Source organism: Gilliamella sp. B3817 (assembly GCF_026536705.1).
GTDB classification, from domain to species: Bacteria; Pseudomonadota; Gammaproteobacteria; order Enterobacterales; family Orbaceae; genus Gilliamella; species Gilliamella apicola_I.
This window is the reverse complement of the sequence record NZ_JAFNNV010000004.1, coordinates 39,034-62,364: the sequence shown is the minus strand read 5'-3', so window position 1 is coordinate 62,364 and position 23,331 is coordinate 39,034. Positions and strand designations below refer to the sequence as shown.

Here is a 23,331-nt window from a genome sequence, read left to right as displayed (position 1 = left end):
TAACTATTTTCTCTGATAGAAATTAATTTAATAGGATTTTAAAAACGCAACTTTAAAACAAGATATTTTTTAACCAAATTGATTAAAAAAAAGTAAGATTCGGCTATAATTATTACACATAAAAAATAAAGCGATATTGATTATATCGATTAAAAAGTAATGGATGCTTTGGGGATTATGTGCTGCTTATGTCAAAATTATTTAAATTTGGTTTAGATGTGGGTTCCACAACAGCGAAATGTGTTGTACTTGATGAGTTTGACAATTTTGTTTATACCAATTACATTCGTCATAATACACATATTGTGGCGACAGTCCTCGATTTACTTAATGAAATTAAACAGAAGTTTGGTAATAATATTTGTCTATCCGTCAAGGTAACGGGTTCGGCTGGTATGGGAATATCTGAAAAAGCCGATATTCCTTTTATCCAAGAAGTGGTGGCGGCATCGGAAGTTGTGCAGCGCAACTATCCCGAAGTCAGAACGTTAATTGATATTGGCGGTGAAGATAGTAAGATGATTTTCTTCTTTCCCGATCGCCCGCCCGATATTCGAATGAACGGTAGCTGTGCAGGTGGGACAGGGGCATTTATCGATCAAATGGCAACCTTATTAAACACGCCTGTTCAACAATTTGATCAACTCGCTCAACATCATGACAAAATCTTTCCGATTGCTTCTCGTTGTGGCGTTTTTGCCAAAACCGATGTCCAAAATCTCATTAGTCGTAATGTCTCAAAAGAAAATATCGCCTATTCTGTTTTACATACTGTTTGTATTCAACTCGTTAATACCTTAGCACGTGGTTATGATATCGTTCCTAAAGTGATGTTAATTGGTGGGCCATTTTCCTTTATTCCAACCTTAGGTAAAGCAGCGCTTAATACGTTGAAATTAGGTGAAGATCAGCTAGTTGAAACGCCTTATCCAACATTGTTGTCTGCTTGGGGGGCGGCAATTCATCCGATTGAACGTGCTGAACTTTCAATTAATAGTTTTATCGAGAAATTAAATGCTTCAACAAAAATTGCAGTGAATCAATCTTTTCGATTATCTCCTCTTTTTAATGAAGCCTTATCATTTGATGACTGGAAAAAAAGACGGAAATATATCGATATTCCTCGATTAAATATCGCAGATTATAAAAAGCAAAATGCTTTTTTGGGCATAGATAGTGGTTCAACGACAACCAAAATTACGTTAATTAGTGAAGATGATGAACTACTGTTTACTTATTATGCCCCCAATAACGGTCATTCAATAAGTGCACTGATTAAAGGATTATCTCAATTAAAAAAAGAAATTGAGACATCCAATAAAGATATTGTGATTTTGAGAACGGGTGTCACCGGTTATGGCGAAGAGTTATTAAAAGCCGCATTTGGTATTGATGATGGTTTAGTTGAAACGATGGCGCATTTTGCCGCAGCAAAGCATATTGATCCAGATGTCAGTTTTATCATGGATATCGGTGGTCAAGATATGAAAGCCATTTTTATTGCCAATGGTGTGGTTAATCATATCGAACTTAATGAAGCTTGTTCATCAGGGTGTGGTTCCTTCATTGAAACTTTTGCTAAATCATTAAACTCAAATACCATTGATTTTGCCGATGCGGCCTGTCAATCAACTCATCCCTGTGATTTAGGTACACGCTGTACTGTGTTTATGAACTCTAAAGTTAAACAAGCCCTACGCGAAAATGCCACCATGGGGGATATTTCGGCTGGACTGGCGTTTTCAGTGATTAAAAATGCAATTCATAAAGTGCTTAAACTGCACGATATGCGTAAATTAGGTAATAATATCGTCGTACAAGGTGGAACCTTTAAGAATCCTGCTGTTTTTCGAGCCTTAGAACAATTAACCGGTGCGCAAATCACCAGCTCAAATATCCCTGAATTAATGGGCGCCTATGGCTCTGCTTTAGTGGCAAAAAATTATTTTGTTGAAAATAATACACCTTCACAATTTATTGGGCTGGATAACTTAGTAAAAGCTGAAAATAACAAAACGAAACCTTCTCGTTGTAAGGGGTGCGAAAATAATTGTGATATTATGATCTACCGTTTTGCTAACGGGCAAAAATATTATTCCGGTAATAAATGTGAACGTTTCTTAAGTAATAATCAATATAAAGATAATCATGCCTTTAACATGTTTGATTATAAAAACGCGCTTTTGTTTGATCGAATCACTGTCGAAAATCCTCAAGCAAAAATTAATATAGGCATACCTCGTGTTCTTGGACAGTATGAAAATTTTCCTTTTTGGCATACTTTATTGACTCAAAGCGGTATCAACGTAATACTTTCACCTTATTCGACCCATAAAATTTATGAACAAGGAGCAGGTACAGTGATGTCTGATAGTATCTGTTTTCCTGCTAAATTAGTACATGGGCATATTATGAAATTAGTTGGTCAAAAAGTGGATCGTATTTTTATGCCTATGGTCGTATTTGAATCATCCCAGTTTGATAATGCAGTAAATAGTTATAATTGTCCTATTGTGAGTAGTTATGCAGAAGTCATACATAGTGCTATCAATCCAGAATTAAAATATGGTATTCCGATTGATTATCCTGTGATGAATTTCACGGATGTGAAATTACTCAAAAAAAGTTGTGTTCAATATTTACGGTCATTAGGTATAGCGAAAAAAGTCATTGATAACGCCTTTTCGGCAGCATTAATGGCACAGTCCCAGTTTAAACAGAATCTTTACAACAAAGCGATTGAAGTATTAGATAATGCCAAACAAACAGGGCGATATGTATTTATTTTAGCAGGACGACCTTATCATAGTGATAGTTTGATAAACCATAAAACGCCTGAAATCTTAAATGCGCTTGGTTGTGATGTAATTACTGAAGATTCTGTATTAGGTGGCATTAGCCAGTTATCGCCAGAACTTCAAATTTGTTCACAATGGAGCTACCCGAATCGTTTATATGCTGCCGCTTCATTCGTTGCAGAGCAACCCAATAATATCCAATTTGTTCAACTTAATTCATTTGGTTGCGGGCCTGATGCTATTGTTACCGATGAGTGTAAAGCAATTTTAGAATCAAAAGGTAAAACCGGTACGATAATTCGTGTTGACGAAATTACCGCAACGGGTTCTGTCAGATTACGTTTACGTTCCATTATTGAATCGATACGAATGAATCATCAGCAACCGTTAAAAACAGATGAACGTAAAAAAACGGCTATTTTTAGCAAGCAAGATAAGCAACGTCGAACCATTTTAGCACCGTTTATCTCCGATTTTTATTCTCCGCTTTTAACGCCAATTTTTGCGTTATCGGGTTATAAACTGGAAACATTACCTAAACCAGATAAGCGTTCAGTCGAATGGGGATTAAAATACTGCAATAACGAAATCTGTTATCCAGCAACAATTATTGTTGGGGATATTATTAAAGCATTGCGTTCAGGTAAATATGACCGTAATGATGTGGCAATAGGGATAACTCAAACGGGTGGACAATGTCGAGCGAGTAGTTATTTATCGTTGATCAAAAAAGCGATGATCAGTAATGGCTTTGAAGATATTCCCATAATTTCACTTAGTACTGGAAATATTAATGAAATAGAACAACCTGGCTTTAAGCTAAATTGGTTTAAAACATTACCGATAACTTTTTTTGCGATGCTTTTTGCTGATTCACTATCAAAAATGTATTACGCCATTGCGCCAAGAGCGAAAGTTAAACAACAAGCTGATCAGCTTAAAGCGCTTTATATGCATAAATTGCAACAACTTATTCAACAAAAGCAAAGTAAAAAGGCCATCTTCGAACTATTAACGCAAGCCGTTCTACACTTTAATCAAATTGAAACACACCATAAAGATTGTCCACAAATCGGTATAGTGGGCGAAATTTACGTTAAATATAATAGTTTTGGTAATCAACACAGTGTTGAATGGCTAGTCGAGCAGGGTATTGAACCGGTTATTCCACCAATGATTGAGTTTTTTGCGCAATGTTTTGTTAATTATGATAGTAATGTCAATAATTATCTCTCATCAAAGAGTTATATCTCTTATCTAATGTCCTTTTTTGAAAAGATTGCACATCGATATATTGATAAAACAAATAAAATTTTGTCCCAATTTAAGTATTATCAACCTTTCCATAATATACGCGATATGTCTAAAAAGGCTGAAGAAATCTTAAATCTGGCGAATCAATATGGTGAAGGTTGGTTGATTCCTGCTGGCATCATGACATTTGCTGAACAGGGAATTAACAATGTTATTAGCCTGCAACCGTTTGGATGTATTGCGAACCATGTTGTATCTAAAGGTGTTGAAAAACGAATGCGAGATCTTAACCCAAAACTCAACTTACTTTATTTAGACTTTGATGATGGTGCAGGTGAAGTTAATGTGCTTAATCGTTTGCATTTTATGGTAAGTTCATTAAAGTATACCCAGTTACAACGGATTGTTTAAATGTTAAAGTACATGACGATTCAGTGTAAGTAATAGTAAAAAGATAATTTATAAAAGGATTGTTTGTGTTATCAATTTATCAATTAAAATCACGATTTCAATCGTTACTTCGTCCCTGCGTTGAGAAATTCTATAGTGCGAACATTACCGCTAATCAGGTCACTTTATTCGCTTGTATAGGCTCTATTTTTATCGCCTTGATTGTGAGTTATTTTATTGAATATCTTTGGCTATTTTTCTTAATTCCAGTATGGATGTTTATTCGAATGGCGCTCAACGCCATTGATGGCATGTTAGCACGAGAGTATCATCAAAAATCTAATTTGGGCGCATATTTAAATGAAATAACGGATGTTATTTCCGATTGTGCGCTATTATTAGTATTTATTCAGGTGCCAAGTGTCAATACTGGTTTAGTGATATTGATTGTGTTACTGTCTTTTTTAACTGAATATAGTGGTGTTTTAGGGTTACTAATTGGTGCATCCAGACGGTATGACGGTCCAATGGGAAAAAGCGATAGAGCTTTTATTTTTAGCTTAATCAGTTTAGGTATTGCTACCGGTTTGTTACCATTGAATTGGATAAATGCGTTATTAGGGATAATTATTTTTTTACTCATATGGACGACTGTGAATCGAATTCGAAAAGGTTTGCAAGAAGCTAAAATTTAACAAGGAGTTGTCGATGCGTCAACAGCAACAAAAAACATTCACAAGCCATGATGGATGCCAAATATTTTATCGCTATTGGCCGGCAATAGATGGCGATATTCAACCCAAACAAGCGATTGTGCTTTTTCATCGAGGACATGAACATTCTGGTCGAATAGCGCATCTTGCCGACGAACTTGAATTACCTAATTTTCAAATTTTCGCATGGGATGCCCGAGGTAATGGACAATCAGAAGGTGAACGAGGCGATGCCCCCAATTTTGCCACGTTGATCAAGGATGCGAATGCTTTTATTGAACACATTACCCAAGAATATAGTTTAAGACAACAAGATATTGCAATAATTGCACAAAGTGTGGGTGCCGTCATTGCAAGTGCATGGGTACATGACTATACCCCTAATATTCGAGCCTTAGTACTAGGAGCGCCTGCTTTTCGTGTAAAACTTTATGTTCCTTTGGCAGTGCCTGGTTTAAAATTATTATATAATCTGAAAGGTAATTTTTTTGTTAATAGTTACGTTAAATCTGGATTATTGACTCATGACAAACAACGAGCAGAATCATTTAATCAAGATCCATTAATCACTCGACCAATTTCAGTCAGATTGCTACTTGATTTATATTCTGTAGCTGATCGTATTGTTAAAGATGCTAATGCAATAACAGTGCCAACTCAAATATTTGTTTCTGGTTCTGATTTTGTTGTCAGACGCAAACCTCAGAAACAGTTTTATGAAAATTTAGGTACAACTCAAAAAGAATTTCATATTTTGCCTAATTTTTATCATGACACGTTTGGTGAACAAGAACGCCATATCGCTATTGAAAAAGCAAGGCGTTTTATTATAGGGTGCTTTGCAAATCAACTAATTATCCCTTCTTTGGTTAACGCAGATCTTGTTGGTTACACTAAGCAAGAAGCCGATAATTTATCATTGCCTGTGAAGGGAATAGTTAAACCTCTTTACTGGAAATTCATCAAAGCTAATTTGAAATATGCCAGTAAAATTTCTGATGGTATCAAACTTGGAGTTGAAACTGGGTTCGACTCAGGTAGCACATTGGATTATGTTTATCGTAATCAACCTTCAGGAAGTTCAAAATTAGGTCAGTTTTTTGACTATATTTATTTGCAATCAATGGGTTGGCGAGGAATTCGGCAACGTAAAATACATCTTGAAGAATTATTAAAATTAGCCATATCGCAATTACAAAAACACGATAATATCGTCAATATTGTTGATATAGCAGCAGGTCATGGACGTTATATTCTTGAGACTATTAATCAATTAGCCAAGAAACCTGATTCAGTACTGCTTAGAGATTATAGCGATATTAATATTCGTGATGGTCAAAATTTGATTACTGAATTAGGCTTAAGTCACCTTGTACAGTTTGAAAAGGGCGATGCTTTTAACAGACAGCAGTTAGCTGACCTATCGCCTAAACCAACATTAGCTGTCGTTTCTGGTTTGTATGAATTGTTTAGTGATAATTCATTATTACGTGAATCTTTATCGGGTTTAGCGGATGCTATCCCCAAAGGTGGATATTTAATATATACCAATCAACCTTGGCATCCTCAACTTGAGTTTATTGCCCGAGCATTAACTTCACATCGTGACGGGCAACCATGGATAATGCGCAGACGGACACAGCTTGAAATGGATCAACTTGTCATGGCAGCAGGCTTTCGAAAAGTCACAATGCGTATTGATCAGTGGGGGATTTTTACGGTGTCATTAGCTCAGCGCCTTGATTAATTGATTAACGTTATGATGAAGCAGTGTTCTATTCAATTAAACATTAACAAATGTTTATGGCTTATCGGGTTAACGGTATTCTTCTTTGCTAGTTACAATTTTAGCAATGCATTCACAGCTGAACGTAATGATGTCAGTAGCATTGTTTTTGATTGGGAAACGATCATACCACTTTGGTCATGGACGATTGTGCCCTATTGGTCGATAGATTTAATGTATGGACTTGCTATATTACTAGCAAAATCGAATCAGTCATTAAAAACACTTTGTTTTAGATTATTAACCGCACAAATTATTTGTGTCTGTTGTTTTCTTCTTTTCCCACTTAAATTCAGTTTTGATCGTCCAGCTATGGACGGATTTTTTGGTTTACTTTTTGATATTCTTATGGGATTTGATAAACCTTTTAATCAAGCCCCATCATTACATATCACATTACTTATTATTTTATGGCAGTTCTATGCTAATTATTTTCAGACTTTTTTCCGTAATATTTTGCATATTTGGTGTTTGTTAATTGCGCTATCGGTATTAACAACCTGGCAACATCATTTTTTTGATATCCCAACAGGTGTATGGGTAGGTTGTTTGTGTATTTGGTTATGGCCTAATAATGGAATATCGCCATTAAAATTCACGTCTTTATCAAAACAGTATCGTTGGGCTTTTATTTATTGTTGTTTAACTCTGTTAACCATGAGTTTGGCCATTTATATGAGGGGTTGGGGACTTTGGTTATTTTGGCTTTCTGGAGCATTTTTGTTGGTCGCGCTTAATTATTTATTGATAGGTGCAAAAGGATTTCAAAAACAATCTAACGGGCATTTTTCACTCGTCGTTATTATATTATATTTGCCTTATTTTATCATTATGTGGATCAATTCACGTTTATGGACGTTTAAGCACCAACCAAACAATTTCATTGAGGATAACGTTTATTTAGGTAGAATTCCTTCAACCTACTATCTGAAACACAATCAATTTACAACTATTGTTGATTTATGTGCAGAACTGCCGATAGGTCAATTTAAAGGTAATTATATGCTAATGCCCATTTTGGATATGACACCGCTCACGCAAGCGCAATGTCAAATGACGGCTGAAATCATTGAACAATATCGACTCCAAGGTCGATTGTTAGTCTGCTGTGCATTAGGTTATTCAAGAAGTGCGACAGCAGTTATCGCGTGGTTGTTGTGGACTCATCGAGCCAAGAATGTTGATGATGCGATAGCTAAGGTAAGAACATGTCGGCGTAATATTGTTATTTCAACTAGACAACGGTTAATATTAATAGAATGGAGCAGAAATCTACATGCTGAAATCTGATCATAATAGAAAACAGTTTCAGACCAATCAAACTGAAATTGTGACATTGTGTAGTTTACTTTCTTTAAGTAAGCAAATTAATATTTTTTCTGGGTTATTAACAATTTCTGCGTTGGTCATTGGCTTTATTTATCTGGCAATTAATGATTCAAATCTGATAAGTTTAATCTGTTTTTTTGTTTTTATTTTTGGCTTAATAAGTCAATATTATGCACTTAGGACTAATTTCGATATCAAACTTTTTGAATATTCGACGCCATATATTCAGGAACCCTCAATAGTGTTGAAAGAGTTAGATCATGCGCTTGTAAAATTAGGTTTAATTAAATCTGATTTTTCTAAATCTCGAACAATGTATGAGCGCGAAAAAGGGACATTACGACTTTTCAAAATTCAAATAGTGACAGTGATGATCCAACTTTTACTCTTTATGGGCGGATTTGCCAGTCGTATTATTTATAATTTATTGTAAAATGATTTCAACATTCATTTTTAAAGTATTAAAAAAATCAGCAACTTGAGGAAATAGATGTCTAACTATCAATACCATACTTTATTGTTATTTTTGGGCGTTACTCTATTTTTAATCGTTGCGTCGTTAATTGGACTCATGTTAAAACATCGAATTCGATCACCTAATCGGGTTATTGATAATTTAAATACTCGCATTAATGCGTGGTGGGTCATCGTAGCGATTTTAGGTACTGCTTTTTTGATCGGAAAATTAGCCGTCATTTTTTTATTTTTCGTGGTATCGGGTTTAGCATTACGAGAGTTTCTTAATCTGACCAGTATTAGCCGAGATGATTATTACGTTTTAATATTTGCTTTTGGAATAGCGTTGCCGGCGCAATATATTTTAGTTGCTGTTTCATGGTATGGTCTATTTAGCATATTCATTCCAGTATATGGTTTTTTAATTCTTTCTATTTTAGCCACAATTACCGGATCCTCATTTAAATTCTTAGACAGAACGGCCGAAGTACAATGGGGATTAGTCATCACCGTATATAATATCTCTTGTGTGCCTGCCTTATTGTCACTCCAAATTGATAACTATCACGACCGAAATTTATTACTTATTGCTTTTTTGGTGTTAGTTGTTCAAATGTCAGATGTTTTGCAGTATGTCTTTGGTAAATTATTTGGTAAACATAAAATTAGCCCTAATTTATCACCATCCAAAACAGTGGAAGGATTTATTGGTGGCATAGTTACAGCCAGTTTTATTGGTAGTTGTCTGTTTTGGATTACGCCATTTAGTTTTATTCAAGCTGGTTTAATTTCACTCATGATCACCTTGCTAGGATTTTTTGGCGGATTAGTTATGTCTGCCATAAAGCGTGATAGGGGGGTAAAAGATTGGGGTAACCTAATTGGCGGACATGGTGGTGTTCTTGATCGTTTTGATTCAATCTGTTTTGCAGCGCCTGTTTTTTTTCATGTAGTTAGATATTATTGGGCATAAAATAGTATTAAGTTTAAATTAATAAAAAGCTTTGTATAAATTATAAAAATTTATATCTAAAAATGAGCAAAACAGATTATTTTATGATATAAATACTAGGTATTGTATTAACTTAAGATAGAAAGAAGGACTTAGTATGTTAAAAGAGCAAATGGTAGTAAAAAATTCAACCGGTCTTCATGCGCGCCCAGTAACGGCATTAGTTAAATTAGCCGGTCGCTATAAATCATCAATTGAGCTTGTTTATAACGACAAAGCAATTAAACTAAAAAGTATGATGGGGCTGCTAGGAGCAGGTGTAAAAGGTGGTTCAACTGTTGAAATCATCTGTGATGGAGAAGACGAGCAAGCTGCAATGGATGAAATCCGCGAATTATTTGCTACTGGTTTTGGGGAATAATTTTTAACTTTTCTTTTTAAAGAAAAGAAAATCCCGTCACCTAAGTTGACGGGATTATTTTTAAAAGGGCATTAACTAAATACTTTTAAGTAGACGGAATAGATTAATTTAATCTTTTATAATCGAATCCAATTCTGTATGATCAATTGATGGCAATGTAGTTGTGAAACATCTAGTTAAATAAAGTAAATAACAGAATCCAAATGCCAACCAAATCAAACCAACCATCATTGCTGTCGATTCAAGACTAGTCCATAGCCACAAAGAAAGTAGTAAACCAATTGCAGGCATTAATCCATATTTTAATAGCATCAACATTGTTTTCTTCGTTTCACCACCAAGGTAGCTTTTAATAACGCATAGGTTGACAAAGGTAAAAGCTACTAATGCACCAAAACTTATCATCGATATTACTAAGGTTAAATCAAGTACCAAAGCGAATAATGAAAAAATCGACACGAAGATTATTGATAAATAAGGTGTTCTAAATCGAGGATGAATTCTATAGAAGATTCGTTTAGGCAATACACCTTCACGCCCCATTGCATAAAAAATTCGAGAAACGCTAGTCTGAGCTGTCATGGTTGAGGCAAATACACCTGTTAAGTATGCTGTTTGGAAGAAATTATAAATAAAGTTATCCCCATATTTGCCGAAAATATTGCTTAGGTGACTTATGCTATCAACTCTATGCATTACATCCAAACTCGCTGTATCTCTATTGTCAACAAAATCAGTCCATTGTGGATACGCTAAATGCGCACAATAGGAAACAACTAAGAATATACAACCAGCAATAAGTACGGTACCAATAATTGCTCTTGGTAAGGTTTTTTTCGCTTCATTTGATTCTTCAGCCAGTGTCGCGATTGCATCAAAACCTAAAAATGCAAGGCATAATATAGCAGCTCCGGAAAATAAACCACTAAAGTCATCTGGTGTAACTGATATTGGTTTGAGCATCGTTTCGGGTGTTAAATCAACATTTATTAACGTTATAATAATAAACAATACGATAAATAACGCTTGAAATAAATTTAAAGTGATATTGGCCCAATTGATTAACTTGATTCCAAGATAATTTAATATACTAACACCCATAATCGATACTAATACAAATACATAGGCTGGAATATTCTCAAAGTGTTCATGTAGATATATTCCTAAAACCAAATAATTTAATATTGGTAAAAAAAGGTAATCAAGAATTTGTGCCCAACCAACTAAGAAACCAACTTTTCCTCCAAAGGTTCGTTGCACATAGGTATACGCCGAACCAGCAATAGGGAGTTTATTTGCCATTCGGCAGTAACTCAATGCTGTGAAAAAGATCATGGCAAGGGTTATGATGTAGGCTATAGGTAAGTGTCCATTACTTGTAACAGTGACTTCCCCATAAGTGGTAAAGATCCCCAAAGGAACCATATAAGCTAAACCAAATGCAATCAATGCAGGTGTGGTTAAAACTCGTTTCATTTTTATTGCGGACATGACTAACTTTGCTCCTCTGTCCCAAAAAACAATAAAAAACTACTAAGTATAGTTTTGCCTTTTTACCCGCTAAAAGCGGCAGGGAATTCTCCCATATTATTATAATTATGCAAGTTAATTTTTATTATATTGACATTAAATTATGCAAATTTTGAATTAGATCATTCAATATGAATTATTTCTAAATAAATCTTAATAAAAATTGATTATTTAAACTCGTAGAGGTGACCTATATTTAGGTTCAACTTTCTATTATAGATAAGCATAGAAGGATAAAAAATTGAAAAAGCCAAGGTAATTTGTTCATAAAATATATTGTATTTTAAATTGGAGAAAAAGAGATTATTGTGGATTTGATATAAAGTAGTGAAAAAAATATTTTTAGGAAAATTATTGTTTAAAGCTTTTCTAATAACAGTGATATTTTGGATAATGTTTTAAAATGTAAGAAAACTTGAATAAAAAGTAAGTTTGATTTTCCTTATTATAGATATATAACCAAAGCATTTACCATTATTCTTACTTTCAGTACTGATTGCTAATGTATATAGCAATGATTAAAACTAACAAGGAACTAATCATCGCTTCTACGTGGGGAACAGCTTGCTTATCAGCTAACGTACCTATTATTCTTATAAACGATAAAGACGTAATGACTAAACAAAAATAAAGCCAACGGTTAGGTTGGCTCTATTTTTTAAACAATCTATCTAAAGCTATAGTTTTTATGAGTCTTGCTGATAAACTGTTTTACCACCAACAATAGTCGTTAATACTTTCACATTTTGCATATCGGTTGCTGGAATGGTAAATGGATTGCGATCTAAGATGATCAAATCAGCAAATTTACCTTTTTCAATTGAGCCAATATACTCATCTTGTTTTAGCACATAAGCAGCGCCAATGGTTGCGCAGCGTAAGACTTCGGTAGCAGTTAAATTACGGTCACTGTTTAAACGTGGGTGCTGTGCATCAATTTGTCGGGTCATGGCTATTTGAAAATCATACCATTCATTTAATGGATCAATTGGCCAATCGCTACCAAAGGCGCAGTTGACGCCTGCATCGATATATTGCCCGTGGGCTTCTAAACCGTTATAGCGTTTTTCGCCAAATAGTGTTTGGTATTGTTCAACCATGGCGTCGCTACAGCCAGCCCATTGGAATGAAAACACCACACAAGCATTTAATTGCTTATACCTTGCATATTGATGCGCAGCACTAAGTTCATTGTGCGCCGTGCTAGGGCGGATATCGGCATCCGGTAATGCTTGGCGCATTTTTTCGATTGCATCAAGCACCACTTCAATGGCACCTTCACCAACAGTATGCATATGAGGATGAAAACCAGCACGCGAGGACTCTAAAATTAAAGCATTTAGCATCTCAGTTGAATAGTACAAATCACCATAACGATCTTTTTCATCTTCAAGTTGATAAGGTTGTAATAGTCTTGCTGTCATTAATGGTGCTTGCATTACCCCGTCAACAAACAGTTTAGTATGTGAAATTTTAATACCGGGCTTAGGTTGCCAATTTTTATCATCATAACGGTTTGCAAACTGTTTAACTTTTTCGAGTAATGCCGGAATAGCTTCAATGGATGTCACATCATCTGGCGGTAACTCTCGTGCACCAAATAACCGAATGGTAAGTTGATCTTGCTGTTGCAACTTCAAAAAGGCATCGGCTTGCGTTTCAGTTATCCGTGCGTCCATCACGGCTGTTACGCCTTGTTTGTTTAATTCTGCCTGTGCTAATTTAGCAATATGTGCGGCTTGTTCTTCCGTCAATTTTGATATGCTATCAAAAGCTCGCATAGCCGGTGCATCTTCTAAAATGCCATTAAGTTCACCGTCTTGTGTTCTGCCTATTTTTCCATCTGTCGGTTCGGGTGTGTTTCTATCCAAACCAAATTTTTGCAACGCAATACTATTAGCAACTAACGTATGACAATCGTTAGAAAAAAGGATTACCGGTCGCTGAGTATTGAGTTTATCCAGATCGAAGCGTGTAATATCGGTACCAATTGGTAACACTTCTTGCCTTAACCAGCCTCGAACTTGTAGCCATTGTGTGCTATTATTCTGACTGTCTTTATCCAAGTGTTTTTGAATAATTGCTAAAGTATCCTCAACGGTTAAACTTTGATAATTCAAATTACATGAGGTCAATTGCATGCCACCCCAAAAAGTATGAAGGTGTGAGTCGATTATCCCCGGCATCATCGTTTTACCATGAAGATCGTAAATTGCTGTATCATTATCAACATAGTGATGGCTATTTATTTCATCTGTGGAGCCTGATGCTATTATGTAACCATTTTTGATTGCTATCGCTTCACAAACTGTATCTTTTTTATCTGCTGTATAAATATAGCCATTAATATAAATAACATCAGCTTTAACCATTATTTTTGATTCCTTAAATAAAGAACGATATAAAAGGTGAACGATACCAGATTTATAAAAAATTTGTCAAATGCAATAATTTTCTTTATTGTGTAAAACGATTATGCTACATATAATCTCTATAGTTACAGCGTCACAAGGTGAACAAATGAAATATCAACAACTCGAAAACCTTGAATGTGGTTGGAAGTGGCACTATTTAGTAAAAAAACATCTAGAGGGCGAGCCAATAACTCGTTATATTGAAAAAAGTGCTGCTCAACATGCCGTAAATGAATTATTACTGTTAGAACATAATCCAACAAGCGTTGTTGATTGGATAAAATCGCATTTGAATCCCGATTTAGATAATCGCATGAAGCAGACTATACGGGCAAAACGAAAACGACATTTTAACGCAGAACAACAATATACACGGAAGAAGTCCATCGATTTGGAGTTTTTAGTTTGGCAACGCTTAGCGAATTTAGCTAAACGCCGTGGTTGTACGTTGTCACAAACCATTACGCAACTTATTGAAGATGCTGAGCAAAAAGAACAATATGCGACAAAAGTATCAACAATAAAAGATGATTTACTGTCACTTCTTGATGTGAAGCGTAACAGTAAATAACACAAACTACAGGATAAATAGGTTTAATTATGGGAAAATCCCTTGTTATTGTGGAATCACCAGCTAAAGCAAAAACAATTAATAAATATCTTGGCAAAGAGTATGTTGTAAAATCAAGTGTGGGGCATATTCGAGATTTACCCGTTAGTGGTAGTAGCCAACGCGCTGAGAAAACGACTAAAGATAAAGCCGAGAAGAAAGTAAAACGCTCAGAAAAAGAAGCGTTAGTCAGTCGCATGAGCGTAGATCCTTATCATGGTTGGAAAGCACATTATGAGATTCTACCCGGTAAGGAACGTGTTGTATCAGAACTTAAAAAATTGGCTAAAGATGCCGATATGATTTACCTCGCAACCGACTTGGATAGAGAAGGGGAAGCTATAGCCTGGCATTTAAAAGATGTGATTGGTGGCGATGACAATAAGTACCGTCGTGTAGTATTTAACGAAATTACGAAAACAGCCATTAAAAATGCATTTAATAAACCATCTATGTTAGATATGGATCGGGTAAATGCTCAGCAGGCTCGTCGCTTTATGGATCGGGTTGTGGGCTTTATGCTTTCGCCATTACTTTGGAAAAAAGTGGCTCGAGGTTTATCTGCGGGGCGTGTCCAATCGGTTGCTGTTAGACTTGTCGTTGAACGTGAGCGTGAAATTCATGCCTTTATTCCCGAAGAGTATTGGGATCTGTATGCTGATTTAATGACGCAGAATAAAGCGCAATTAACGTTACAAGTGACACATTATAAAAATGAAGCATTTGAGCCAAAAGATAAAATAGCGATCGATATTGCATTGGCTGAACTTAATAAAAGCCAGTACCATGTTACCAATATTGAAGAAAAACCAACCAAAAGCAATCCGACAGCACCTTTTATTACTTCCACTTTGCAACAAGCAGCAAGTACCCGTTTAGGGTTTGGTGTTAAAAAGACGATGATGTTAGCTCAGCGTCTTTATGAAGCAGGTTACATCACCTATATGCGTACGGATTCAACCAATTTAAGTCAGGATGCATTGACTATGGTGCGTGATTATATTGGTCAGAATTTTGGGGATAAATACCTGCCAAAATCTGCCAATGTTTACAGCAGTAAAAAGAATTCGCAAGAAGCACATGAAGCCATTCGTCCATCTGATGTAACAATACTGGCTGATAAGCTTAGCGATGTTGACGCTGATGCGTGCAAACTCTATCAGCTTATTTGGCGACAGTTTGTTGCTTGTCAAATGACCGCTGCCGAATACAATTCCACCACAATCACCGTAAAAGCGGGAGATTTTATTTTAAAAGCGAAGGGACGTACATTACGCTTTGATGGTTGGACAAAAGTGCAACCTCAATTATCAAAAAATAGTGACGATAAAATTTTACCGACGGTTAATGTTAATGACAAATTGGATTTAATTAGCTTAAATCCGAATCAACACTTTACTAAACCACCTGCACGTTATAATGAAGCGTCATTAGTAAAAGAGCTTGAAAAGCGTGAAATAGGGCGACCATCAACTTATGCAACGATCATTTCAACTATTCAAGATCGGGGCTATGTACGTTTAGATAATCGTCGTTTTTATGCTGAAAAGATTGGTGAAATTGTTACAGATCGCTTAAATGAGAATTTTAATGATCTTATGAGCTATGATTTCACGGCACGCATGGAAGATGCACTGGATGAAATTGCCAATGAAAAACAAGAATGGCGAGAAGTACTCGATCAGTTTTTTAGTGATTTTAGTAAACATCTGGAAATTGCTGAACAAACGCCAGACAAAGGTGGAATGCAATTAAATCCTTTAGTCTTAACGCCAGAAATAACCTGTCCAAATTGTGGACGTGAAATGGGCATTAAAACGGCTGGAACGGGTGTGTTCCTTGCTTGTTCCGGTTATGCATTACCGCCTAAAGAGCGTTGTAAGCAAACAATTAACTTAATCCCTGAACATGAAACCCTAAATATTTTAGAAGAGTCAGAAACAGCCGAAACTGATGCGTTAAGAGCTCGTAAGCGTTGTCCTAAATGTCATACGGCAATGGATAGTTATCTGCTTGATAATGAGCGAAAACTGAATATTTGTGGTAATAATCCAATTTGTGATGGATCGCTTGTTGAAAAAGGTAACTTCAAAGTCAAAAGCTATGAAGGCCCTATTATTGAATGTGAAAAATGTGGATCTGAAATGCATCTCAAATCAGGACGTTTTGGTCTATACATGGGATGTACCAATCCAGATTGTAAAAATACGCGTAAGATCTTAAAAAATGGTGATGTTGCACCACCAAAAGAGGATCCGGTCGATTTGCCTGAACTTAAATGTACTAAGTCAGATGCACACTTTGTACTACGTGATGGTGCATCGGGAATCTTTCTGGCTGCACACAATTTTCCAAAATCAAGGGAAACACGTGCACCATTGATTAAAGAGTTACAGCGTTTTAAAGATCGTTTACCCGAAAAATTTATGTATTTAACTGAAGCACCAAGTAAAGATCCTGATGGTAACCCATCAATTGTGCGTTTTAGTCGTAAAAGCAAACAGCAATATGTCACATCAGAAGTAAATGGCAAATCAACTGGTTGGGTAATGCAATACGTCGACGGCAAATGGATCAATAGTAAAAAATAGGTAAGAACGCCTGAATGATTGTTAATATCATTCAGGTTAAGTATACGTTTTAGTATAAAGTCGTGGGTTCGTTTGTGCTAAAGTGTGAAAGGAATTACCTTATAATTTCCCTCTTTTTTAATACGTATTAATCAAGAGGGAAGTGTATAGAGTTAAAGGAGCCTTTGTCATGAAATTGCAACAATTACGTTATATTGTCGAAGTGGTGAACAACGATCTCAATGTTTCGCTAACGTCCGAAAAACTTTATACATCGCAGCCTGGTATAAGCAAACAGATTAAATTATTAGAGGATGAATTAGGCGTCCAAATTTTTACCCGTGTAGGAAAACATCTTTCAGAAGTGACACCGGTAGGCGAAAAAATCATTGCATTAGCTAAAGAAATCCTCAATAAATCAAAAGATATCAAAATCATTGCTAAAGAGTTCAGTCAGCCAAATCAAGGTTCTTTAACCATCACAACAACCTATACGCAAGCCCGTTACACCTTGCCAGTTGTCATCCAAAAGTTCATGCAACAATATCCGCATATTATTTTGCATATGGAGCAAGGGTCTTCTCAACAATGTCTATTGCAAGCGCAAACCGGTCAAGCTGATTTTGCGATAATTACCGATCTTTCGCAGTTAAGTGATGATATGATCGCTTTACCTTGCTACCATTGGAATCAAGCTGTGATTGTCATGAAGGATCATCCTTTGGCTAAAAGTAATATAATTTCAATTGAAGAGTTATCAAAATATCCTTTAGTCAGCTATGATTTTTCTAATGATGGATCAGATTTAAATCAGGCATTTATTAATGCCAAACAATTACCCAATATTGTATTTAGCACAACCGATGCGGATTTAATTAAAACTTATGTTAAATTGGGTGTAGGGGTTGGCATTGTGGCGAAAATGGCAGTCAATGAAAACATCGATAGCGATTTTGTCGTGCTTAATGCTGGCCATATATTTCCTTATAGTACGACTTATATTGCCTTTGCTCGATCACTCTTTTTACGTAGCTATATGTACGATTTCATCAGTCAATTTTCACCCCATTTAAATAGACAAACGGTTGATAGACTGATTCTTTGTGATAACAATGTTGAAGTACAAGCTATGTTTAATGGTGTGAAATTGCCAATTTGTTAGGTCATTGATGACTGACATTCGGTAAATTATTCCGAATAAATATTGAGTAAAGTGCGAGGTTTTCGCACTTTATTGTATCGTTTTATTTGTGTCTAGCTTTTAGTATACCGATAACATCTTGAAGGGACAGATTTTGATCTTGTAATAAAACTAACAAATGATAGATCAGATCCGCTGACTCATTTTTAAGTTCTTCTCGGTCATGTACGGTGGCAGCCAGCGCGGTTTCAACGCCTTCTTCGCCCACTTTTTGCGCTATACGCTTGGTGCCATCATGATAAAGTTTTGCGGTATACGATGACTGAGGATCGGCATTTTTACGTGCAGCAAGCAATTGCTCTAATTGATATAAAAACCCCCATTCCGTTTTAGCCTTAGCAAAGCAACTGTTGCTACCGGTATGACACGTAGCGCCAATTGGATCAACTAAAATCAGTAGGGTATCGTTATCACAATCGGTTGAAATGCTTTTTACATTTAAAAAATGTCCTGAGGTTTCGCCTTTTGTCCATAGTCGATTTTTAGTTCGTGAATAGAAAGTTACTTTACCAGTAGTTTGGGTTTGTTTAAGGGCTTCTGGCGTCATGTAGCCAAGCATTAACACATCACCTGAAACATAGTGCTGAATAATAACAGGCATTAAGTTATTCACTTTTTGCCAATCAAGCTGACTCGCGTCTAATTGGTTGTCTGAATTGGAAACTAACATAATCGAATCTCTACTCCGTGGTTAGCTAAATACTGTTTAAGTTCTGCAATATTAATAATTTGTTTATGAAATACTGACGCTGCCAAAGCACCATCCACACCAGCATCTTGAAAAGCATCTAAAAAGTGCGCCATTGTGCCTGCACCACCTGAAGCAATTAATGGAACTTGGCAAACTTTGCGTATCGTTTTTAGTTGTTTAAGATCATACCCATGACGAACGCCATCTTGATTCATCATATTGAGTACGATTTCACCGGCGCCTCGTTTCTGCACTTCCTTAACCCAATCTAGGGTATTCCATTTGGTTGCAACGGTACGTTTTTCATCGCCCGTAAATTGATAGACATGGTAGTTGTCAGTTTCTTGGTCGTACCAAGTATCAATCCCAACTACAATACACTGCACACCATAACAATTGGCTAACTCCGTAATTAAATCGGGGTTAGCTAAAGCAGGGGAGTTAATTGATATCTTATCCGCACCAAAACTTAATATTTGCCCGGCATCTTCGACGGTTTTGATACCGCCAGCCACACAAAAAGGAATATCAATCACTTCTGCAACTTTGGCAACCCAACTTTTATCGACCACACGCCCGTCAGAAGATGCTGTTATGTCATAAAAAACCAATTCGTCAGCACCTTCTTCAGCATATCTTTTTGCTAGTGGTACAATATCGCCGATGATCTCATGATTGCGAAATTGTACACCTTTGACCACTTGACCGTCACGAACATCTAAACAAGGGATTATCCTTTTTGCCAGCATGAAATTGCCTCCTGAACTGTAAATTTACCTTCAAGCAATGCACGACCGACAATTACACCGGCAACACCACTTTCTTGTAGTGCTTGTACGTCCGTCAATTGTCCGATTCCACCCGATGCTTGAAATGCGATTTGTGGAAATTGTTGACTTATTTCTTGATAGAGTTTCACATTGGAACCACTAAGTGTCCCATCTTTAGATATATCGGTACAAAGCACATGTTTCAAACCATAAGGTAGATAATCTTCAATGACCTGTTCAAGTGTTTGATTCGAATTCTCTTGCCAACCATGAATAGCGACATATTTGTTACCTTGCTCATCAATTCGTACATCGAGCGCTAATACTAATGCATCTGCACCATAAGTGTTAAACCATTGCTTAACGAGTTGAGGTTGTTTAATGGCTGTTGAACCGATGACTACTCGAGTGGCGCCTGCGGCAAGTAGGGCTTTGATATCCTCTTCTGTACGGATACCACCACCAACTTGAACAGGAACTTGTACACCCGCAATTAAGGTTTTAATCAAGGATATTTGGCGTGCATTGGGATCTTTTGCACCAGTTAAATCAACAATATGTAATATTTTAGCTCCTTGTTTTTGATAGTCTTGTAATCTCAGTAGTGGGTTATTGCCATAATCACGTTTGAGATCATAATCACCTTGATGTAATCGAACAACAGTGCCGTCAATTAGATCCAGTGCAGGTATGATAGTAGGATAGGCACTCATGACTACATCTCCAGAAAGTTTTTGAGCAATTTTGCACCGGCTAAGCCAGAACGCTCGGGATGAAATTGTACACCGTAAAAGTTGTCTTTTTGCACGGCAGCGGTAAAGTTTTCGCCGTAATTGGTTTCTGCAATAGTTGCTGAGCATAATGGCATCGCGTATCCATGAACAAAGTAAAAATAAGCACCATCTGGAATATCTCGAAATAGATGATGTCCGGCTTTCGGGTAGACTTTATTCCACCCCATATGAGGCAGTGGTAGTCCACAATCGGGGATTTTAATGACTTTTTCGTTTATTATTCCCAATGTATCAACATGACCTTCATTACTGTACTGTGCCAATAATTGCATGCCAAGGCAAATACCTAAAACAGGTTGAGTACACACTTTAATAAGCTCGACTAAGTTGCGTTCTTTTAATTTCTGCATTGCAGCGGAAGCTGAACCAACACCCGGTAACAAAAGCTTATCAGAGTTAAGCACGATATCAGGTTCCAGACTGATAATAGGTTGGTATCCTAATCTTTCAATCGCATATTTAACTGAAGAAAGATTAGCGCAACCCGTATCTAAAATCACAATGTTCATTACAACACTCCTTTTGAACTGGGTAATCTGTCACTTTCGATTTTGATCGCTTGTTTTAACGTTCGGGCAAAAGCTTTAAATAGACTTTCCACTTTATGATGATCGTTATCGCCTTCGGTTTCGATATGTAGGGTAATACCCATGGCATAACTTATGGAGTAAAAAAAGTGTTCAACCATTTGTGTACTCATATCGCCCACTTTTTGATGAGAAAATTGCGCATTGAATTTCAAATAAGGACGACCAGATATATCCAATGAACATTTCGCTAAACATTCATCCATAGGAATTACCGACGCATAGCGAGCAATACCTCGTTTATCGCCAAGGGCGATTTTCAATGCTTCGCCTAGAGCAAGTCCTGTGTCTTCAATAGTATGATGATCATCAACATGCAAATCACCTTTAACTTGGATATTAAGCTTAATTCCTCCATGGGTCGCAATTTGGTCAAGCATATGATCAAAAAAACCAATGTCGGTATTGATTTGGCTTCCACCTTGTCGGTCTAACCAAACTTCAACCAGTATGTTGGTTTCTTTGGTGTGTCGTTCAACTTTTGCATAACGATCGGCTGTTGTTAATCGTTGCGCAATCTCGTTCCAATTTAAATGTGTTGGGTGATAATGGAGTCCATTAATTCCCATATTTTCAGCAAGTTGTATATCTGTGACCCTGTCACCTATAACATAACTATTGGTTTTGTCTAATTTACCGCTAGACAAATAAGGTAGTACTAATTGAATTTTAGGTTTCCGGCATTGGCAATTATCTTCAGGAAAATGCGGACAGATAAGTACTTCTTCAAAGTTCACACCTTGTGATTGAAAGATTTGCATCATTAAATTATGTGGACCATCAAAATCAGCTTGTGGGTAGCGACTGGTTCCTAGTCCATCTTGATTGGTCACCATGACCAATTTAAAGCCTGCGGCTTGTAGTTTGAGTAACGCCGGTATGACATTAGGCTCAAAAGCAAGCTTTTCAAAACGATCAACTTGGAAATCAATAGGCGGTTCAGTAATTAAGGTACCATCCCGATCGATAAATAAATATTTTTGTAACATGATGACTCCTATTCTATCGTTTTAAGTGCTGTTATAACCGCATCACATTCAATTTGAGTACCAATGGAAATGCGTATAATGTTTTTTTGACCCATTGATTTACTTTGATCTCGTAAAATAATTCCTTGATTCCAAAGGTTATTAAAGACATCTTTATCATCTTGAAATTTAACACACAAATAGTTAGACCAGCTTGGGTAAACTTTTTCAACCAGGGATAATTGGGAGAGTTGATCGGCAAATTTCTGTTTTTGATTGTTAAGGTATTGAACATTTAACTTCATCGTATTGATACCGTCTTTACTCAGGGCTTGTGCGGCAATATCTGCTACAGGTGTGGCTAATGGATAAGGGGCAATGACTTTTTGAAGAGTATCAATGACGGGTTTGTTCGCAATCGTAAATCCACAGCGTAACCCTGCTAATGCAAATGCTTTAGATAAAGTTCGTAAAATCACTAAGTGTGGATAATTAGTTAGCCAACTGACTACCGATGATTGTGGTGAAAATTCAATATAAGCTTCATCAATAACAACTAAAGCACGGTCTTGGGCCATATTAAGCAGGGATTTAATATCTTCAGCGTTGATTAAATTACCAGTTGGGTTATTCGGTGAACAGACATAAATTAACTTAACATTCTCAAGATTTTGTTCAATACCGTTAAGATCGAGTTGCCAATCTTTTGTTGTCGGAACGATCTTAGTTTTTATACCCAATGTTTCAGCACTAACTTGGTACATACCATATGTCGGCGGACAATATAAAATACTATCTTGTTCAGGCTCGCAAAATGCTCGCATCAAAAGTTCAATCGCTTCATCTGCTCCTCGACTGACAAGTAATTGATCAGGTTGTAAACTGGCATATTGTGCATAGCCCCTAATCACTTGCTGTGGTTGCGGTTCCGGATAACGATTTAATGTTTGCTGTGTTAACTCAAAATGTGGCGCAACAGGGTATTCATTTGCATTAAGCCAAACATCACCTTGACCGCCAATACGTCTGGCGGATTGGTAGGGTGTCAATTTTTGTACATTTTTTCTCACTAATTGATTAATATCCATTTGCTATAC

General features: G+C 36.4%; 18 protein-coding genes. 10 read left to right on the top strand and 8 right to left on the bottom strand.

Going from position 1 to position 23,331, the window contains the following annotated elements; genetic code table 11:
- Positions 1-188 precede the first annotated feature (188 nt).
- The 7 genes from J3U36_RS06555 to J3U36_RS06525 all read left to right on the top strand — a co-directional run bounded on the left by J3U36_RS06555 (position 189) and on the right by J3U36_RS06525 (position 10,099).
- On the top strand, positions 189-4,463 hold the full coding sequence (locus J3U36_RS06555) for an acyl-CoA dehydratase activase-related protein (protein ID WP_267380344.1): 4,275 nt from the start codon (positions 189-191) through the stop codon (positions 4,461-4,463).
- Positions 4,464-4,528: 65 nt separating this feature from the next.
- Positions 4,529-5,137 carry a CDP-alcohol phosphatidyltransferase family protein gene (locus J3U36_RS06550; protein WP_267380342.1) on the top strand — a complete coding sequence of 203 codons (609 nt, stop codon included), beginning with the start codon at positions 4,529-4,531 and terminating at the stop codon, positions 5,135-5,137.
- Positions 5,138-5,150: 13 nt separating this feature from the next.
- Positions 5,151-6,902: a bifunctional alpha/beta hydrolase/class I SAM-dependent methyltransferase gene (locus tag J3U36_RS06545; protein ID WP_267380341.1), complete on the top strand. Its 1,752-nt coding sequence runs from the start codon at positions 5,151-5,153 to the stop codon at positions 6,900-6,902.
- A gap of 12 nt (positions 6,903-6,914) precedes the next feature.
- The gene (locus J3U36_RS06540) at positions 6,915-8,231 is read left to right on the top strand and encodes a phosphatase PAP2/dual specificity phosphatase family protein (RefSeq protein WP_267380339.1); all 1,317 of its coding nucleotides are present in this window, start codon (positions 6,915-6,917) and stop codon (positions 8,229-8,231) included.
- Positions 8,218-8,703, top strand: a complete 486-nt coding sequence (locus J3U36_RS06535; RefSeq protein ID WP_267380338.1) for a hypothetical protein — start codon at positions 8,218-8,220, stop codon at positions 8,701-8,703. Before J3U36_RS06540 ends, J3U36_RS06535 begins: the two co-directional genes overlap by 14 nt.
- A gap of 57 nt (positions 8,704-8,760) precedes the next feature.
- Entirely contained in the window at positions 8,761-9,699 is a 939-nt protein-coding gene (locus J3U36_RS06530) for a phosphatidate cytidylyltransferase (RefSeq protein WP_267380336.1), read from the top strand.
- A 136-nt stretch (positions 9,700-9,835) separates the two neighbouring features.
- Complete coding sequence (locus tag J3U36_RS06525) at positions 9,836-10,099, top strand: HPr family phosphocarrier protein (RefSeq protein WP_065558280.1); 264 nt, start codon at positions 9,836-9,838, stop codon at positions 10,097-10,099.
- 108 nt (positions 10,100-10,207) lie between these two features.
- Here J3U36_RS06525 and J3U36_RS06520 read toward each other — a convergent pair whose 3' ends face one another.
- A complete protein-coding gene (locus tag J3U36_RS06520) occupies positions 10,208-11,590 on the bottom strand; it encodes an APC family permease (protein WP_267359909.1) in 1,383 nt (460 codons plus the stop codon).
- Between the two features lie 725 nt (positions 11,591-12,315).
- Complete coding sequence (locus J3U36_RS06515) at positions 12,316-14,001, bottom strand: amidohydrolase (RefSeq protein WP_267380333.1); 1,686 nt, start codon at positions 13,999-14,001, stop codon at positions 12,316-12,318.
- A 148-nt stretch (positions 14,002-14,149) separates the two neighbouring features.
- On the opposite strand from J3U36_RS06515, the gene matP reads away from it, so the two are divergent.
- The 3 genes from matP (at position 14,150) to cysB (ending at position 18,385) form a co-directional block, all read left to right on the top strand.
- Entirely contained in the window at positions 14,150-14,614 is a 465-nt protein-coding gene (gene matP, locus J3U36_RS06510; protein WP_220215114.1) for a macrodomain Ter protein MatP, read from the top strand.
- 29 nt (positions 14,615-14,643) lie between these two features.
- Positions 14,644-17,244: a type I DNA topoisomerase gene (gene topA / locus J3U36_RS06505; RefSeq protein WP_267380332.1), complete on the top strand. Its 2,601-nt coding sequence runs from the start codon at positions 14,644-14,646 to the stop codon at positions 17,242-17,244.
- A 169-nt stretch (positions 17,245-17,413) separates the two neighbouring features.
- Positions 17,414-18,385: an HTH-type transcriptional regulator CysB gene (gene cysB / locus J3U36_RS06500; protein WP_267350794.1), complete on the top strand. Its 972-nt coding sequence runs from the start codon at positions 17,414-17,416 to the stop codon at positions 18,383-18,385.
- Between the two features lie 82 nt (positions 18,386-18,467).
- Here cysB and hisIE read toward each other — a convergent pair whose 3' ends face one another.
- Genes hisIE through hisC form a run of 6 tightly spaced genes read right to left on the bottom strand, consistent with a single transcriptional unit; the run spans position 18,468 to position 23,322 of the window.
- On the bottom strand, positions 18,468-19,094 hold the full coding sequence (hisIE, locus tag J3U36_RS06495) for a bifunctional phosphoribosyl-AMP cyclohydrolase/phosphoribosyl-ATP diphosphatase HisIE (RefSeq protein ID WP_267350795.1): 627 nt from the start codon (positions 19,092-19,094) through the stop codon (positions 18,468-18,470).
- A complete protein-coding gene (gene hisF / locus J3U36_RS06490) occupies positions 19,088-19,864 on the bottom strand; it encodes an imidazole glycerol phosphate synthase subunit HisF (protein ID WP_267380329.1) in 777 nt (258 codons plus the stop codon). The genes hisIE and hisF overlap by 7 nt, the downstream gene beginning before the upstream one ends.
- The gene (hisA, locus tag J3U36_RS06485) at positions 19,846-20,598 is read right to left on the bottom strand and encodes a 1-(5-phosphoribosyl)-5-[(5-phosphoribosylamino)methylideneamino]imidazole-4-carboxamide isomerase (protein ID WP_267380327.1); all 753 of its coding nucleotides are present in this window, start codon (positions 20,596-20,598) and stop codon (positions 19,846-19,848) included. The genes hisF and hisA overlap by 19 nt, the downstream gene beginning before the upstream one ends.
- 2 nt (positions 20,599-20,600) lie before the next feature.
- Complete coding sequence (hisH, locus tag J3U36_RS06480; RefSeq protein WP_220215109.1) at positions 20,601-21,188, bottom strand: imidazole glycerol phosphate synthase subunit HisH; 588 nt, start codon at positions 21,186-21,188, stop codon at positions 20,601-20,603.
- On the bottom strand, positions 21,188-22,255 hold the full coding sequence (gene hisB, locus J3U36_RS06475) for a bifunctional histidinol-phosphatase/imidazoleglycerol-phosphate dehydratase HisB (protein WP_267380326.1): 1,068 nt from the start codon (positions 22,253-22,255) through the stop codon (positions 21,188-21,190). The genes hisH and hisB overlap by 1 nt, the downstream gene beginning before the upstream one ends.
- Before the next feature lie 8 nt (positions 22,256-22,263).
- Positions 22,264-23,322 carry a histidinol-phosphate transaminase gene (gene hisC / locus J3U36_RS06470; RefSeq protein ID WP_267380324.1) on the bottom strand — a complete coding sequence of 353 codons (1,059 nt, stop codon included), beginning with the start codon at positions 23,320-23,322 and terminating at the stop codon, positions 22,264-22,266.
- Between the last annotated feature and the right edge of the window lie 9 nt (positions 23,323-23,331).

Coding starts and splice junctions, on each gene's coding strand:
- J3U36_RS06540 (WP_267380339.1), top strand. CDS start 6,915: ATGATGAAGCAGTGTTCTATTCAATTAAACATTAACAAATGTTTATGG.
- hisIE (WP_267350795.1), bottom strand. CDS start 19,094: ATGTTAGTTTCCAATTCAGACAACCAATTAGACGCGAGTCAGCTTGAT.
- J3U36_RS06555 (WP_267380344.1), top strand. CDS start 189: ATGTCAAAATTATTTAAATTTGGTTTAGATGTGGGTTCCACAACAGCG.
- J3U36_RS06515 (WP_267380333.1), bottom strand. CDS start 14,001: ATGGTTAAAGCTGATGTTATTTATATTAATGGCTATATTTATACAGCA.
- hisC (WP_267380324.1), bottom strand. CDS start 23,322: ATGGATATTAATCAATTAGTGAGAAAAAATGTACAAAAATTGACACCC.
- hisA (WP_267380327.1), bottom strand. CDS start 20,598: ATGAGTGCCTATCCTACTATCATACCTGCACTGGATCTAATTGACGGC.
- hisH (WP_220215109.1), bottom strand. CDS start 21,188: ATGAACATTGTGATTTTAGATACGGGTTGCGCTAATCTTTCTTCAGTT.
- hisF (WP_267380329.1), bottom strand. CDS start 19,864: ATGCTGGCAAAAAGGATAATCCCTTGTTTAGATGTTCGTGACGGTCAA.
- J3U36_RS06525 (WP_065558280.1), top strand. CDS start 9,836: ATGTTAAAAGAGCAAATGGTAGTAAAAAATTCAACCGGTCTTCATGCG.
- J3U36_RS06520 (WP_267359909.1), bottom strand. CDS start 11,590: ATGTCCGCAATAAAAATGAAACGAGTTTTAACCACACCTGCATTGATT.
- J3U36_RS06545 (WP_267380341.1), top strand. CDS start 5,151: ATGCGTCAACAGCAACAAAAAACATTCACAAGCCATGATGGATGCCAA.
- J3U36_RS06535 (WP_267380338.1), top strand. CDS start 8,218: ATGCTGAAATCTGATCATAATAGAAAACAGTTTCAGACCAATCAAACT.
- hisB (WP_267380326.1), bottom strand. CDS start 22,255: ATGTTACAAAAATATTTATTTATCGATCGGGATGGTACCTTAATTACT.
- matP (WP_220215114.1), top strand. CDS start 14,150: ATGAAATATCAACAACTCGAAAACCTTGAATGTGGTTGGAAGTGGCAC.
- cysB (WP_267350794.1), top strand. CDS start 17,414: ATGAAATTGCAACAATTACGTTATATTGTCGAAGTGGTGAACAACGAT.
- topA (WP_267380332.1), top strand. CDS start 14,644: ATGGGAAAATCCCTTGTTATTGTGGAATCACCAGCTAAAGCAAAAACA.
- J3U36_RS06530 (WP_267380336.1), top strand. CDS start 8,761: ATGTCTAACTATCAATACCATACTTTATTGTTATTTTTGGGCGTTACT.